This is a genomic window from Lysobacter sp. P5_B9, from assembly GCF_054049835.1.
The window spans coordinates 326986-342625 of record NZ_JBFULP010000004.1 but is presented as its reverse complement, the minus strand read 5'-3'; the positions used below and the strand labels follow the sequence as shown (position 1 = coordinate 342625).

Below are 15640 nucleotides of genomic sequence, written 5' to 3'. Positions count from 1 at the left end.
GCACAAGTCACCTGCGCACACTGTCAAAGATCCTGGACTTCGGCCTCAGCGCCTCGTCCGTTCCCCGCTGCACCAAAGTGCCCGAGGGAGCCGCACATCATACAGCGAATTTCAGGGCCGTCAACACCTCACCGCGCCCTTTTTTACCGCCGTCCCCGCCCTCCGTTCTGTCCCTCAGGACGTCCCGATCAGCGGGGCGCGCATTGTGCACAGCCACACTCCGATTGGGAAGAGGGTTTTGCAAAAAAAATTTAAGTTGACAGCGGCGTTCGCGCTCATCGCCGGCGCATGGCCGCAGTTGAGGAAGCGCACGCGTCGCATGCCTGCGTCCTTGAACACATTCCCTGTGACGAAAACGCTTACTCCGCTACCAGGCGCACGCGCGCAAACGTGCGCTTGCCCACCGCGAGCACACCTTCGAATCCCGGCGTGAACAATCGCTGCGCGTCCTCGACAACCTCGCCGTCGATGCGTATCGCGCGCTCCTTCAGCTTGCGGTTTGCTTCCGAATTGCTTGGTGTCAAACCCGCTGCGGTCAACAACGCGGCAATGCGCAGCCCCTCCGCGGGGACAGCCACATCGCTTAGCGGCAGCGAGGCGGTATCACCTTCACCGCGCACGGCCGCATTCCAGCCGGCGACCGCGGTTTCCGCCGCGGCAGCGCCATGGAAACGCGCGGCAAGCTCACGCGCCACGCGCAGCTTGAGGTCGCGGGGATTCAGCGCGCCGCCGTCGATATCACGCTTGAGCGATGCCGTTTCCGCCAGGGATATCTCGAAACTGAGCAGCTCGATCCAGCGCCACATCAATGCGTCGCCGATCTTCATCGTCTTGGTGACGATGTCGATTGCCGGTTCGTTGATGCCGATGTAGTTGCCCAGCGACTTCGACATCTTCTGCACGCCGTCGAGACCCTCCAGCAGCGGCATTGTCAGGACGATCTGCGGCGGCTGTCCGTAGTGCTCCTGCAGGCCACGCCCCATCAGCAGATTGAACTTCTGGTCGGTGCCACCGAGCTCGACGTCAGCCTTCAGCGCCACCGAGTCGTAACCCTGCACCAGCGGATACAGGAATTCGTGGATCGCGATCGATTGCTGGGCGGCATAGCGCTTGGCGAAGTCGTCGCGCTCAAGCATGCGCGCGACGGTGTGCTGGGCGGCCAGCTTGATCATGTCGGCGGCGCCCATCTGCCCGAACCATTCGCTGTTGAAGCGCACCTCGGTGCGCTCGCGATCGAGCACCTTGAACACCTGTTCGGAGTAGGTCTGCGCGTTGGCCAGCACGTCCTCGCGCGTGAGCGGCTTGCGGGTGACGTTCTTGCCGGTGGGATCGCCGATCATTCCGGTGAAGTCGCCGATCAGAAAAATGACCTGGTGGCCGAGATCCTGGAACTGCCGCATTTTGTTGAGCAGCACCGTATGACCCAGGTGCAGGTCCGGCGCCGTGGGATCGAAGCCCGCCTTGATGCGCAAAGGGCGGCCGAGCTGGAGCCGGGCCTCGAGCTCATCGCGCTTCAGGATCTCGTCCGCGCCGCGGGAGATCAGCGCCAGGGCGTCGTTCAGTGGGGTCGTCGCGGGCACGTCTTATTTTTCCGATGAGTGGCGCCCGCCTGAATGGGACGGGGTCCGTGAAATTCGTTAGCGCCAAGTTAACACGGCGTTAAACCGGGCTGTACGTCAAAAAACCTTTGCTCTTCAATGGTTTGACGCGGAGTGCTCACGTGTCTATGGTACCCCCGTTACACGCACATCACACGCGTGAACAGTGTTTCGGGACCAAGGAGGGGAACCGGAATTTCGAGACGTTAAGGGGAATGGCAATGGGTAAATCCGGACTTGGCGCGCAACGGCGCGAGCGACTCAAGGCACTGCGCGAAGCCGCATTGCATCGACCGGTACTGGCTCGCCATTTGTCCGATGGCTTCAACGGCCGCTGGTCGCGTCGACAGTGGGCGCAGGCCAGCCTGGTCGCAACGCTGGGCATGCTGGTGGCAGCCATCGTTCCCGGCTTCAGCCCTGTCCAGGATGCTCCGGCTCCGACCGCGCGCCTGTCCATGGCATTGCCGCTGCCTTCCCTGCCGCTCGCGCGCCTGCATGGACAGGCCGGTGACAGCTGGCAATTGGTGCGTGTGGAACGCGGCCAGACTCTGGCCTCCTTGTTCAAGCAGTTTGGAATCTCTCCCTCGACCCTGCACGAAGTGATGCAGCAGCCTGGCGCGCGCGAAGCGCTGACCAGACTCAAGCCCGGTACCGAGCTCGCGTTCGACCTGCCGGTCGGCGAGGGTGGCACGGGCAGCGAACTGCGCGCGCTGCGCTTCGACCGTGACGCCAGCCATCGCGTGGAGATGAGCTTTGCCGGCGGCGAGATCCACCAGAACGTGATCGATCGCCCCAGCGAAACCCGCACCGTCGTGCTCAGCGGCAAGGTGGGCCGGTCGCTGTACGGTTCGGCGCGCAAGCTGGGTTTGACCGGCAGCAACATCAACACCCTGACTGACGACATCTTCAAGTACGACATCGACTTCAACGACGATGTCGCTGCCAGCGACCGCTTCAGCGTGGTGGTCGAGCAGACCTGGCGCGAAGGCGAGCTGATCAGCACCGGCCCGGTCCTGGCCGCGACCTTCACCACGGGCGACAAGCTGCACACCGGCTTCCGGTTCCTGCGCAACGGCAAGGCCGAGTACTTCACCGGCGACGGCCGCCCGCTGAAGAAGAGCTTCATCCGCATGCCGATCCCGTATGCGCGCCTGACTTCCGGCTTCGGTGCACGCAAGCACCCGGTGCTCGGTCGCATGCGCATGCACAAGGGTGTGGATTACGCGGCCAGCACGGGCACCCCGATCATGGCCGCCGGTGATGCGCGCGTGGTTTCGGCGGGCTGGCACGGCGGTTATGGGAACGCCGTGGTGCTCGACCATGGCCGCGGCTATACGACGCTGTACGGCCACATGTCGCGCATCGGCAAGATCAGGCCCGGCCAGCGCATCGCCCAGGGCACGGTGATTGGCTATGTCGGCACCACGGGCATGTCGACCGGTCCGCACCTGCACTACGAATTCCGCATCAACGGCGTGCATCGCAATCCCCTGTCGGTCACGATGCCGCCGCCGGAGCCGCTGAGTGGCGTGGCGCTGGCGCAGTTCCGCCAGCAGACCTCGGTCGCACTCGCCCGCATCCGCAAGGTCGAGAACATCATCTATGCCGACGCCGACAGCACACCGAAGCAACCGGTGGCGGCTGTGGGCATGAAGCGGAACGGCCGCTCCGGCTGACCGTCGGCGGCGAACGACACGGCGGTACTTCCTTGACGCATGCCCTGCCGGCACTGCACCGGCGCGGCATACTGCGCCGATGCCGCCCCACTTCCCCGAACCGCAACTCTTCCTCGGCCTGATCTCGGGCACCAGTGCCGATGGCATCGATGCCGCGCTGGTGCGCCTGGGCTCCGACGACACCGACACCCACTGCGAACTGGTCCATGGCCGCACCTATGCATGGCCGGACGACCTCCGCTCACGCCTGATTGCACTCGGCCAGGGCGCCGCGATCCATTCGCTCGACGAGGTCGGCACGCTCGACGTCCGCCTCGGAGAGCATTTTGCGAGCGCGGCCCTGAGCCTTGCGCGCGAGGCCGGGGTCGCGGCAGCTGACATCCGCGCGATCGGCTCGCACGGGCAGACCGTGCGACATCGGCCGGCGGGCGCGGCCTTCGATGGCGTCCATCCCTTCACCCTGCAACTGGGCGACGGCCACGTGATTGCAGAACGCACGGGCATCGCCACGGTGGCCGATTTTCGCCGTCGCGATGTCGCTGCCGGTGGCCACGGCGCGCCACTGTTGCCGGCACTGCACAACGCCCTGCTGCATTCGGCGGACGAAGACCGCGCCGTGTTGAATCTCGGCGGCATTGCCAATTTCACGCTGTTGCCGCGGACGGGCGAGGTGCGCGGCTTCGACACGGGCCCGGCGAACGCCTTGATGGACGCGTGGTGCGCGCGGCATACCGGACAGGCATTCGATGCCGACGGCGCGTTTGCCGCGCAGGGAGCGAGCAATGCCCCGTTGCTGCAGCGGCTGCTGGACGAACCATGGTTCGCGTTGGCGCCGCCCAAGAGCACCGGGCGCGAAGTGTTCCATCTCGACTGGGTGCAGGCGCGGCTATGCGGCGACGAATCACCGGCCGAGGTGCAGGCGACCCTGCTGGAACTCACGGCAGTGAGCGTTGCCGAGGCATTGCGTGCGCAGCAACCGGGGACCCGGCGCGTGCTGGTGTGCGGTGGTGGCGTGCACAACGCCCGCCTGCTGCAACGTCTCGCCGCCAACCTGCCGGAACTGTGCGTGGAATCCAGCGCCGCGTACGGCGTGGACCCGGACTTCGTCGAAGCGATGGGTTTCGCCTGGCTGGCAAGGCAGGCCCTGGCCCAACGCCCGGGCAACCTGCCCAGCGTCACCGGCGCCCGCGGTCCGCGCGTGTTGGGCGTGGTCTACCCGGCGGCGTCAGCCTAGGACAGGGCCGTCGAAACGACCGCGCTCCGGCTCAGACCGGATCCTTGCGCCCCAGGAATTCGGACATGACGAAGTTCGAGTCGACGCTTGGGGACTCCGGTTCTGGCGCCCGCTCCACCCGGCCGATCAGGGAAAACCCGGGATCGTTCGGGACGCCTTCCAGTGCCGCGATCGCAGCGCGCAGCGCATCGCTGTCGGTATCGCTGAAACGCACGTTCATGTCGGCTTCGACCGCGTAAAGCCCCTGCTCCAGCAGGTACAGCAGTGTCTGCGGCAGGTCCCATCGGCGCGCGTCGGCCACGCGGCGGATACGATCCGCCAGCACGGGGTCGATGTCGCGGAGCACGATCTCGGTCATTGGGGACGATGCTGGCATGCTTCTACGCCCAATGCTAACTCGCCTCCTATGCTGGTCGCACTTCCGGCACCTAACTCGCAGGTGACGGTGCGGGTGCCGGCCGGTCGTGACGGATCAGCCACAACACCAGAACCAGCGCGGGTACGCCGATCACCGCTGTGTACACAAAGAACGGCGGATATCCCCAAGCGTCGACGATCTTGCCCCACTGACTGGCGATGCTCTTTGCCGGCAGGCTCCACAGCGTGCCAAACAGCGCGTACTGCGTCGCGGTGTAGGCGGTATTGGTCAACGACGACATGTACGCGATGAAGGCGGTGCCGGCGATGCCGTTGGCGACGTTGTCCGCGCTCACTACCGCGGCCAGCCAGCCCAGGCCCGGGTGGATGGTCGCAATATGCGCATACAGCAGGTTGGCCACCGTCAGCAGCACCCAGCCGACCATCAGCGTTTTGGCAATGCCGACCCGTCGGATCAGCACGCCAGCCAGCAAGGCACCAGCCATGGTCATAAGTACGCCGTAGACCTTGGATACCAGTGCGATCTGGTCGAGGGTGAAGCCCATGTCCAGGTAGAAGGTGTTGGCGGCCACGCCCATCGTGGTGTAGTTGAGCCGATAAGTGATGATCAGCAGCAGGATCGGCACGCCGGTGCGCAGACCATTGCGCGAGAAGAAGTCGACGAACGGACAGACCACCGCACCGATCAGCCAAGCGACCGCATTCTGCAACGTCGCCGGCCAATGCGCGGAACGCTCCAGGAATGCCACCACCCGCGCCTCCTGGGCTAGCGTCGAGCGATCGATAGACGCGTCGGGCTCCGCGATGATCAGCGTGGTGGCCACGCCGACGAGCCCGCAGGCAGCCATCAGGAAGTAGGACATGGTCCAGCCATAACCAGCTGCCGCCACCAGCGCGCCGGCGCCGGCACAGATCAGCGCCACCTGGTAACCCATCTGGTAGGCCGCCGCCATTGCGCCCTGCGACTCTTTGCCGGCCGCCTCGATGCGATAAGCGTCAACCGAGATGTCCTGTGTCGCCGATGCGAAAGCGGTGAACACCGCCAGCAGGGCGACATGCTCGGCATCCACCGCCGGATCCGCCAACGCCAACAGCACCAAGCCGACGATGACGCCGCACTGCGCCAGCAGCATCCAGCTGCGGCGACGCCCGAGTCGATGCAAGCCGGGGAGCGGCAGGCGATCGACGATAGGCGACCAGAAATACTTCAACGAGTAAGCGAGGCCGACCAGGCTGAAATAGCCGATCGTGGTTCGGTCGATGCCGGCCATGCGCAGTCGCGCCGACAGCGTCGTCAACACCAGCGGGAGCGGCAGCCCGGACGCGAAACCGAGGAACAACATCGCGCGCACGCGCGGATTGGCATACACATCGAAGGATTTCCACCAATTGCGCAATGCTTGGGTCATAGGGCGTAATCCACGGCAAATGGAGCATGGTCGGAAAAGCGCGGCGACGCCTGGATGGAGCAGGCCGTCAGCTTGTCCCGCAGCGACGGCGTGACGAACTGGTAATCGATGCGCCATCCCACGTTGTTGGCGCGCGCCGCACCGCGATTGCTCCACCACGTGTAGTCCTGGCCTTCGGCGTGCAGTTGGCGATAGGTGTCGACCCAGCCACTGCCGTTGGCCGCCGCCGGGTCCATGCACAGCCCATTGAGCCAGTCGCGCTCCTGCGGCAGGCAGCCGGAGTTCTTCTGGTTGCTGGTCCAGTTCTTGATGTCGAGCCGGCTACGGACGATGTTCCAGTCGCCGCACAACACATAGTCGCGGCCGGAGGCGAGCCACTGCTGCAGGATCGGCGCCAGCCACCGCATGACTTCGAACTTGAACTCCTGGCGCAGTTCACCCGATGAACCCGATGGAATGTAGAAGGACACGACGCTGAGATTGCCGAAGCGCGCCTCGATGTAGCGGCCCTCGTCATCGAACGCGGGCCAGCCCAGCGCGGTGAGCACCTCGTCCGGTTCGCGCCTGGCGTAGATCGCGACGCCGCTATAGCCCTTCTTGGTGCTCGCATCCTTGAAAAAGCTGCGATAGCCGGGCGGACGGAAGACGTTGTCGACGGGCGCGTCCGGATCGCCGAGCTGGTGTTCCTGCGCCTTGGTTTCCTGCAGGCACAGCACATCGGCATCCTGGGTGCGGAACCAGTCGAAGAAACCCTTGTTTGCCGCGGAACGGATGCCGTTGGCGTTGAAGCTGATGATTCTCATGGCGCGTAGAGTGGGATTCGCGAGGGCGCGCTGAGACTAACCGATGCGGTTGTTCCGGCGCTTGCGAGGCGCCTGCTGCCGGACGACAGGAACAGCTGTCCCGGGGCCAATCGCCAGCAGGACGATCCGGCCGCGACGGCAATGCGACAATCCGGATCCCGAACCCATCTCCAGACCCCGTGCCGCACGATCACCGCTCCCGCTTCCTCCAACTCGCCCTGCGCGCGGACGCGCTGCGTTTTGGTGACTTCACCCTTAAGTCCGGCCGCCGCAGCCCCTATTTCTTCAACGCCGGACTCTTCAACTCCGGTGCCTTGCTGGCAGAGCTCGCCGGCTGCTATGCCGATGCGATCGAGGCGCACGGCCTGGGCTTCGACCTGCTGTTCGGGCCCGCCTACAAGGGCATCCCGCTCGCCACCGCCGTGGCCTGCGAATACGCGCGCCGCGGCCGCGACCTGCCACTGGCCTTCAACCGCAAGGAAGCCAAGGCACATGGGGAAGGCGGCACCCTGATCGGCGCGCCGATGGCAGGAAAGCGCGTGCTGATCGTCGACGACGTGATCACCGCCGGTACCGCGATCCGCGAGGCGCTGACGATCATCCGTGACGCCGGCGGCATCGCCGCGGGCATCGTCATCGCCCTGGACCGGCAGGAGGCCGTCGCCCCCGATGTCTCGCGACGCTCTGCGGCACAAACTGTCGCGGACGAACACGGCTTGCCGGTGGTGTCCGTCGCCAGCCTCGCCGACCTGCTGGAATTCGCCGGAGGCAATGCCGACCTGGTCGCGCAACGCGAGCGGTTGTTGGCCTACCGTGCCGCTTACGGAAGCGAAACCACAAGCTGAGAAGCGGCCCTCGACGCAACAGTTGGCGTGATACTTGCGTGCACGTTCGGCATCGGGCGAACCCTCACAGGACTCCATGAACAAGCTGTATGCCCCCATCGCGCTGGCTCTGACGGCCGCAGTGCTGTCCGCTCCCGCAGGCGCACAGGAAGCGGTCAAGAAGAAGCTGTATTGCTGGAACGAAGCTGGACGCAGAGTCTGTGGCGATGCCTTGCCGGCCTCCGCAACCGACAGTGCGCGCACCGAATTCAGCGCCAAGAGCGGCATGACGACCAGCCAGGTCGGGCGTGCGCTGACCCCGGAAGAGCGCGCCGCCGCCGCCGCGCAGGCAACGATCGAGCAACAGACACAGTTCCAGCTGGCGGCCCAGCGCATGCGCGAACACGCCATGGCCGAGTCCTATGCGACCGAAGCCGACCTGCGCCGCGCCTTCAGCAGCCGCATCGCTCTGCTCGACGACACCATCAAGGCTACCCAGCTCAGCATCGGCGGCCTGCGCCAGAGTCTGATCAGCCTGCTGCGCCAGGCCGGCGAAGCCGAACTGGCGGGCAAGCGGGTACCGGCCAACCTCGCGGGCACCATCACCACCCAGCACAACGAACTCATTCGCCAGCAGGCGATGCTGGTGACGCATCGCCAGGACCGCGGCGAGATCGACGCCGAGTTGGAGCACGCGCTGCAGACTTATCGCGCGCTCAAGGGCCCGAAGGCCGCGGCCGGCCCGCGTGACGGCAGCGCCTGACCTCCTGCCAGCAACCATGAAAAAGCCGGTCGATTGACCGGCTTTTTTTGTGCCGCAGCGAGCGACCCGGGGTCGCCCGCCGGAATCAGAACGGCAACACCAGGTCCGGCTTCAGCGCCAGCAGTTGCTCGCGGAATGCCGTCTGGATTCGCTGGAGCGCCTCCGCACTGTCGGCATCGAAACGCATCACCAGGATCGGCGTGGTGTTCGACGCGCGGACCAGGCCCCAGCCATCGGGGAAATCCACCCGCAGCCCGTCGATGGTCGACAGGCGTGCGCCCTCGAACCTGGCGGCGTTGCGGAAGCGCTCGACGAAGCTGTGCGGGTCGCCGTCGGGCGCATCGACCTTGATCTCAGCCGTGGACACGCCATCGGGCAATGCAGCCAGCGTCGCCGACGGCGTGTCGGGTTGTACCGACAGGATCTCGAGCAGGCGCGCGGCGGCGTAGATGCCGTCATCGAAGCCGTACCAGCGTTCCTTGAAGAAGAAGTGGCCGCTCATCTCGCCGGCCAACTCCGCGCCGGTCTCGCGCATCTTCGCCTTGATCAGGGAGTGGCCGGTCTTCCACATCAGCGGGCTGCCGCCGTGGCGCAGGATGTGGCCCGGCAGGCGGCCGGTGCACTTGACATCGTAGATGATCATCGCGCCAGGGTTGCGCTCGAGCACGTCCTGCGCGAACAGCATCAGCAGGCGGTCGGGGAAAATGTTCTGGCCATCCCGCGTGACCACGCCGAGGCGGTCGCCATCGCCGTCGAAGGCGATGCCGAGATCCGCGTCGAGGCGCTCGACCATGCGGATCAGGTCCGCGAGGTTGTGCGGCTCGCTCGGATCCGGGTGGTGGTTCGGGAAGGTGCCGTCGATCTCGCAATACAGCGGGGTGACCTCGGCGCCGATCGCGGCCAGCACGCGCGGACCGAGGTCGCCGGCCACGCCGTTGCCGGCGTCGACCACCACTTTGAGCGGGCGGTCGATCTGCACGTCGTTGGCGATGCGCTGGACGTACTCGTCGCCGATATCCAGGGAGCGGACCTCGCCGGGGTTGTCCGCATTGAACAAACGACCATCGGCGATGCGATCGTAGAGGTCGATGATCGCGTCACCGGACAGCGTCTCACCACCGACCACGATCTTGAAGCCGTTGTAGTCCGACGGGTTGTGGCTGCCGGTCACCGAGACACAGGAGCCTGCGCGCAGGTGATAGGCGCCGAAATACACCACCGGCGTCGGCGCCATGCCGATGTCGATGACGTTGCGGCCAGCCTTGCGCAGGCCATTGATCAGGCCTTCGGTCAGTTCCGGCCCGGACAGGCGGCCGTCACGTCCGACGACGATGTCGAGCAGGCCCTGCTGTTGCATCAGCGAGCCGATCGACTGGCCCAGCAGGTCGGCGATGCTGGCATCGAGCGTCTTGCCGACCACGCCGCGCACGTCATAGGCGCGGAAGATGCCGCGGTCGATGGCAACGCTGGCCTTGGGCGCCGCGTCCGGCGCCGCCGGCTTCGCTGCCACAGCGGGTTGCGGGGTCAGCAGTTCCGGCGTCATCTGGCCTAGGGTCTGTGCGCCCGCTTCGTCCGCGTCGCCGGCGGCGGCGCCACGGCCATGGGTCAGGCGTGGATAGAGCCACGCCACCACGGCGCCCAGCGCCAGCAGCACCGTAGCGATCGCACAGGCCAGCCAGCCCAGGCCGAAGGGACCGCCCGCGACATCCGGCACCGCGGCGGCGATGCGCAGGTCGCTGCCCGGCACCTTGGCCGCCATCGCCTCCGCGCCGTTTGCCAGCGCTTTGTCACCACGTTCGACCAGATTGGACGCGCCCTGGCGCAGGGCCAGATAGGTTTCCTCGGGAACGTTCGCGCCCTCGACGCTGGTGCCCAGCTTGTCCAGGCGCAGGCTCGCGCTCGCGACGCCGATGGTTTCCTTGCCACGCATCACCGGCGCGGCCAGCGCCAGCTTCTGCTTGCCCAGGCCGTCGGTGACGATCCAGGCCACCGGATTCTGGTCGGCGAGTGCCTGCTCCATCGCCGCGAGACGGCCATAGCCGGTCTTGGGCAGGCCCGCATACGCGGGGTCGAGGTCGGTCGACAGGACTTCGCCGTCGGTCGCCGAACCCCAGCCCTGAGTCAATGCCTCGCCGGCCAGGCGCAGGTCGTTCGCCGCCAATGCCGCCTGCACCGGCGCACTCTGCAGCTGCTTCGCGAACTGTTTCTGCTCGGTCGCCAGCACGCCCTGCACGGCCTGCACCGCGGCGTCGCGCGCCTGCTCCACCGACTGTCGGCGATTGCTGTCGCGCAACTGCTGCCATGCGCTCCAGCCGAACCACGCCGCCAACAGCACCAGCGCCAGGGCGCCCAGCTGGCGCAGCAACTGCGCCTGCGCGGGAGCAAGGGTCTTCTTCTCGGTCATCATCATTTCCTGTTGTAGCCAGCGCGGTCAGCGCACGCCGGTGTGGCCGAAGCCACCGGCTCCACGCGTACTCGCTTCGAATTCGTCCACCACCTGCAGCGTCGCCCGCACGATCGGCAGCACGACGAGCTGGGCGATGCGGTCCCCGGGTTGAATCGTAAAAGCCTCGCGACCGCGATTCCACACGCTGATCATCAACGGCCCCTGGTAGTCCGCGTCGATCAGACCGGTGCCGTTGCCCAGCACGATGCCATGTTTGTGGCCCAGGCCGGACCGCGGCAGGATCACCGCGCACATGGTCGGATCGCCGACGTGGATGGCGAGGCCCGACGGCACCAGGGCCGCATCGCCCGGCTGCAGGGTGAGGGCATCGTCCAGCGCGGCGCGCAGATCGAGCCCGGCACTGGCCGGCGTGGCGTATGCCGGCAATGGCCATTCGCCGCCGAAGCGAGCGTCAAGGATCTTCAGTTCGAGCGTGTGGTGCATGCGGTTCCCTATTGCCGTCAATTGCTGTCGCAAGCGGTGTTGCCATCGTCGGGCGCCGGCGCGGCATCAACGATGGCATGCCATGAAGCCGATCGCGGGCCGCTTCAGCCCAGCCGGGTGGAAATCAATTCAAGCAAGTTGTCTGCCAACTGGATTTTCGGCGCTGGCCCCAGCGCGCGCTCGAAGCCGTCGCGCCCGTACACCACCAGCGCGTTCTCGTCGCTTTCGAAGCCGCTGCCGGCGACGCCGACGCGGTTGGCGGCGATCAGGTCGAGCTGTTTCTTCTCCAGCTTGCCGCGCGCGTATTGCTCGACGTGGTCGGTTTCTGCCGCGAATCCGACCACCAGCCGCGGCCGCCGCGGATGCACCGCGACTTCGGCCAGGATGTCGGGCGTGCGCACCAGTTCCAGCACCAGTGTGTCCATGCCGGCCTGCTTCTTGATCTTGCCCGGGGCGATGGCGCGCGGGGTGAAGTCGGCGACGGCGGCGGCGCCGATGTAGACATCCGCGGGCAACGCGGCCAGGACGGCCGCATGCATCTGCGCGGCGCTGCGCACGTCGATGCGGGTGACGTTGGCGGGCGTGGGCAGCGCGACCGGACCGGCCACCAGCACCACCTCCGCGCCCTGGCGCGCCGCGGCGTCGGCGACGGCGAAACCCATCTTGCCGCTGCTGCGGTTGCCGATGAAGCGGACCGGATCGAGGTCTTCGAAGGTCGGGCCCGCACTGACGATGACGCGGCGTCCGCGCAGGCTCATCGCCTCGCCTCGGCGAGCGCGGCGACGATCGCCTCCGGCTCGCTGAGGCGACCCGGTCCGGACTCGCCCTCGGCCAGGGGACCGTCTTCGGGCCCGACCACCTGCACGCCGCGTTCGCGCAGCGTGGCGACGTTGGCTTGGGTCGCCGGATGCAACCACATGCGGTGGTTCATCGCCGGCGCCACCATGATCGGCGCGGTCGTGGCGAGGCACAGTGTGGTGACGAGGTCATCGGCGAAGCCATGGGTGAGCTTTGCCAGGGTATTCGCGGTGGCGGGCGCGACGACGACATGGTCGGCCCAGCGCGCCAGTTCGATGTGCCCCATCGCGGCCTCGGCCGCCTCGTCCCACAGCGAAGTCCGCACCGGCATCCCCGACAGCGCCTGGAATGTCGGCGTGCCGACGAAGCGCGTGGCTTCCTGCGTCATCGCCACCTGCACCTGCGCACCGGCGTCGCGCAACCGGCGTACCAGTTCGGCAGCCTTGTACGCGGCGATGCCGCCGCACACGCACAGCAGGATGCGCCGGTCTTGCAGGCGGGCGCGGGCGTCGGCCATCGGCTCGGAATTCCTACCGCGAAACGGGTGGTTAGCTTACCCGAACGCGTGGAGCTGCCTGATCCAAGGGACCGCGCGTTGCGGCGAAGCTGCATTCCTCCCGGATGCGGCGAGATTGCACCCACCTGCCGTCCCGGCTCGTCCAGGCCTGCGGGCAGGCGCTTGCTGGCCGCGTCCGGGAACCTCTCCTTCCTAACCCTGATGCCACATGCATATCCGCGACTGGCCCGCCGCCGAACGTCCCCGCGAGAAACTGCTCGCCCGCGGCGCCGGCGTCCTGTCCGATGCGGAACTGCTGGCGATCTTCCTCGGCTCCGGCCTGCGCGGCCGCGATGCGGTCGCCACCGCGCGCGAGCTGCTGGCCGAACACGGTCCACTGCGCACGCTGCTCCAGCGCCCGCCGAAGGAACTGCAGCGCCTGCGCGGGCTCGGCCCGGCCCGCGCCTGCGCGCTGACGGCGGCGCTCGAGCTCGGCCAGCGCCTGCTGCAGGCGGAACTCGAACGTGGCGCCGCCCTTAGCGATCCGCAATCGGCCGGCCGCTACTTCGCCCAGCGCCTGCGCGGCTTGCCGCAGGAAGTATTCGCGGCGTTGTTCCTCGATACCCGCCATCGCGTCATCGCCTTCGAGGAATTGTTCCAGGGCTCGCTGGACGGTGCCGAGGTGCACCCGCGCGAAGTCGTGCGCCGCGCGCTGGGCCACAACGCCGCTGCCGTGATCGTGGCCCACAACCACCCGAGCGGGAATCCGGAACCGTCCGCCGCCGACCGGGCGGTGACGGTGCGCCTGAAGCAGGCCCTGGCGCTGATCGACCTGCGCCTGCTGGACCACTTCGTCATCGGCGACGGCGAGCCGGTGTCGCTGGCCGCGCGCGGCTGGATCTGAACGCAGGGGCGGGCGGCTCGCGAGCCCGAAGCGCAGGACCTCGGCCGGCCCGCGTGGCCGGCCGCTGGCGCGGCCCCGGCTTCTGGTCTGTGGAAGTGGATCGGGGGCCCGTACAATGCCCGGCCCGCTACACCAGCCGAAAATTCCCGTGAAATCGACTCTCCGCGGCCTTGTCGCGGCCGCCATCGACTCCCTGCGCGCCGCCGGCACGATCCCCGCCGACCTGGCCACGCCCGACTTCGTGATCGAGCGCCCCAAGACCCGCGCCCAGGGCGACTTCTCCAGCAATGCCGCGATGCTGCTGGCCAAGCCGGCCAAGTCGAACCCGCGCGCGATCGCGCAGGCCCTGGTCAATGCGCTGCCGGCCAACGACGCGATCGCCAAGGTTGAGATCGCCGGACCGGGCTTCATCAATTTCTTCGTCCACGAAGCGGCGTGGCGCGCCCAGGTCGGCGACGTGCTGGCCCAGGGCGCGCGCTACGGCCGCAACGAATCCGGCAAGGGCCACCGCGCCGGCGTCGAATACGTGTCGGCCAATCCCACCGGACCGCTGCATGTCGGCCATGGCCGCGCCGCGGTGATCGGCGACTGCATCGCGCGCGTGCTCGACGCCAACGGCTGGTCGGTGATGCGCGAGTTCTATTACAACGACGCCGGCGCGCAGATCAACAACCTCGCCATCTCGGTGCAGGCGCGCGCGCAGGGCAAGGGTCCCGACGACGCGGGCTGGCCGGAAGACGGCTACCGCGGCGACTACATCAACGACGTCGCGCAGGCCTACCTGCGCGGGGACATGGTCGAGGTCGAGGGCCATACGGTGGTCGGCGCGAAGGATGCGAATGACCTCGACGCGATCCGCCAGTTCGCCGTGGCGTACCTGCGCCGCGAACAGAACCTCGATCTCGCCGCCTACGGTGTCGGCTTCGATGTCTACTTCCTCGAGAGTTCGCTGTACCGCGACGACAAAGTCGAGGAGACCGTGCGCGAGCTGGTCAAGCACGGCCACACCTACGAGGAAGGCGGCGCACTGTGGCTGCGTACAACCGATTTCGGTGACGACAAGGATCGCGTGATGCGCAAGTCCGACGGCACCTACACCTATTTCGTGCCGGACGTTGCCTACCACCTGTCGAAGTGGCAGCGCGGCTACGAGCGCGCGATCACCGAGCTGGGCGCCGACCACCACGGCTCGCTGGCGCGCGTGCTCGCCGGCCTGCAGGCGCTCGATTGCGGTATTCCGCAGGGCTGGCCGGAATACGTGCTGCACCAGATGGTCACGGTGATGCGCGGCGGCGAGGAAGTGAAGCTGTCCAAGCGCGCCGGCAGCTACCTGACCCTGCGCGACCTGATCGAGGAGGCCGGGCGCGATGCCGTGCGCTGGTTCCTGATCGCCCGCAAGCCCGATTCGCAGCTCACCTTCGATATCGACCTCGCGCGCTCGCAGTCGCTCGACAACCCGGTGTACTACGTGCAGGTCTCGCATGCGCGCATGTACGGCCTGACCCGCCAGCTCAAGGAGCGCGGCCTGTCGTTCGACCAGGCCAATGGCCTGGCCCAACCACTCGACCTCGACGACGACAGCGCGCGCGAACTGGTGACGACGCTGCTGCGCTATCCCGACGTGATCGAGGTGGCCGGCCGCGACCTGGAGCCGCACCAGATCGCCGCCTACCTGCTGGAACTCGCGCAGACGTTCCAGACGTATTACAACGATCACCAGTTCCTGGTCGACAACGCCAACCTGCGCGATGCCCGCCTCGTGCTCGCACTGGCCACGCGGCAGGTGCTGGCCAACGGCCTCGAACTGTTGGGCGTGGGGGCACCGGAAGTGATGTGACCGCGCCTTCGGGCGTGGTGGAATGAACGA

The 15640-nt window shown here is 67.1% G+C and carries 11 protein-coding genes and 2 pseudogenes; 6 read left to right on the top strand and 7 right to left on the bottom strand.

Annotation, left to right across the window (positions count from 1 at the left end; translation table 11 throughout):
• Nucleotides 1–359: 359 nt before the first annotated feature.
• Complete coding sequence (gene tyrS / locus ACXJJ9_RS10955) at nucleotides 360–1580, bottom strand: tyrosine--tRNA ligase (protein WP_457097204.1); 1221 nt, start codon at nucleotides 1578–1580, stop codon at nucleotides 360–362.
• A 233-nt stretch (nucleotides 1581–1813) separates the two neighbouring features.
• Between tyrS and ACXJJ9_RS10950 the strand changes: the two genes are divergently transcribed.
• Together ACXJJ9_RS10950 and ACXJJ9_RS10945 are read left to right on the top strand one after the other, a co-directional pair.
• A complete protein-coding gene (locus ACXJJ9_RS10950) occupies nucleotides 1814–3274 on the top strand; it encodes a peptidoglycan DD-metalloendopeptidase family protein (RefSeq protein ID WP_457097203.1) in 1461 nt (486 codons plus the stop codon).
• Nucleotides 3275–3353: 79 nt separating this feature from the next.
• Complete coding sequence (locus ACXJJ9_RS10945; protein ID WP_457097202.1) at nucleotides 3354–4508, top strand: anhydro-N-acetylmuramic acid kinase; 1155 nt, start codon at nucleotides 3354–3356, stop codon at nucleotides 4506–4508.
• Nucleotides 4509–4647: 139 nt separating this feature from the next.
• Here the strand turns inward: ACXJJ9_RS10945 and ACXJJ9_RS10940 are convergent.
• The 3 genes and pseudogenes from ACXJJ9_RS10940 to ACXJJ9_RS10930 form a co-directional block, all read right to left on the bottom strand.
• Nucleotides 4648–4866 (bottom strand): annotated as a pseudogene (locus ACXJJ9_RS10940) (hypothetical protein); the annotation flags it as partial.
• A 70-nt stretch (nucleotides 4867–4936) separates the two neighbouring features.
• Nucleotides 4937–6295 carry an AmpG family muropeptide MFS transporter gene (locus ACXJJ9_RS10935; RefSeq protein WP_457097201.1) on the bottom strand — a complete coding sequence of 453 codons (1359 nt, stop codon included), beginning with the start codon at nucleotides 6293–6295 and terminating at the stop codon, nucleotides 4937–4939.
• Nucleotides 6292–7098: an exodeoxyribonuclease III gene (locus ACXJJ9_RS10930; RefSeq protein ID WP_457097200.1), complete on the bottom strand. Its 807-nt coding sequence runs from the start codon at nucleotides 7096–7098 to the stop codon at nucleotides 6292–6294. The genes ACXJJ9_RS10935 and ACXJJ9_RS10930 overlap by 4 nt, the downstream gene beginning before the upstream one ends.
• Before the next feature lie 179 nt (nucleotides 7099–7277).
• Here ACXJJ9_RS10930 and pyrE point away from each other — a divergent pair, with 179 nt between their 5' ends.
• Nucleotides 7278–7943, top strand: coding sequence for an orotate phosphoribosyltransferase (gene pyrE / locus ACXJJ9_RS10925; RefSeq protein ID WP_457097199.1), 666 nt, complete (start codon nucleotides 7278–7280; stop codon nucleotides 7941–7943).
• A 76-nt stretch (nucleotides 7944–8019) separates the two neighbouring features.
• A complete protein-coding gene (locus ACXJJ9_RS10920) occupies nucleotides 8020–8685 on the top strand; it encodes a hypothetical protein (RefSeq protein WP_457097198.1) in 666 nt (221 codons plus the stop codon).
• Between the two features lie 85 nt (nucleotides 8686–8770).
• Here ACXJJ9_RS10920 and ACXJJ9_RS10915 read toward each other — a convergent pair whose 3' ends face one another.
• The 3 genes and pseudogenes from ACXJJ9_RS10915 to coaBC all read right to left on the bottom strand — a co-directional run bounded on the left by ACXJJ9_RS10915 (nucleotide 8771) and on the right by coaBC (nucleotide 12890).
• Entirely contained in the window at nucleotides 8771–11089 is a 2319-nt protein-coding gene (locus tag ACXJJ9_RS10915; RefSeq protein WP_457097197.1) for a phosphomannomutase/phosphoglucomutase, read from the bottom strand.
• A 27-nt stretch (nucleotides 11090–11116) separates the two neighbouring features.
• Nucleotides 11117–11575 (bottom strand): dUTP diphosphatase, encoded by a 459-nt coding sequence (dut, locus tag ACXJJ9_RS10910; protein WP_457097196.1) that lies wholly within the window; start codon nucleotides 11573–11575, stop codon nucleotides 11117–11119.
• 104 nt (nucleotides 11576–11679) lie between these two features.
• Nucleotides 11680–12890: pseudogene (coaBC, locus tag ACXJJ9_RS10905) on the bottom strand (bifunctional phosphopantothenoylcysteine decarboxylase/phosphopantothenate--cysteine ligase CoaBC).
• 208 nt (nucleotides 12891–13098) lie between these two features.
• Between coaBC and radC the strand changes: the two are divergent.
• Complete coding sequence (radC, locus tag ACXJJ9_RS10900) at nucleotides 13099–13773, top strand: RadC family protein (protein WP_457097195.1); 675 nt, start codon at nucleotides 13099–13101, stop codon at nucleotides 13771–13773.
• A 148-nt stretch (nucleotides 13774–13921) separates the two neighbouring features.
• Nucleotides 13922–15610: an arginine--tRNA ligase gene (argS, locus tag ACXJJ9_RS10895; protein WP_457097194.1), complete on the top strand. Its 1689-nt coding sequence runs from the start codon at nucleotides 13922–13924 to the stop codon at nucleotides 15608–15610.
• Nucleotides 15611–15640: the final 30 nt, after the last annotated feature.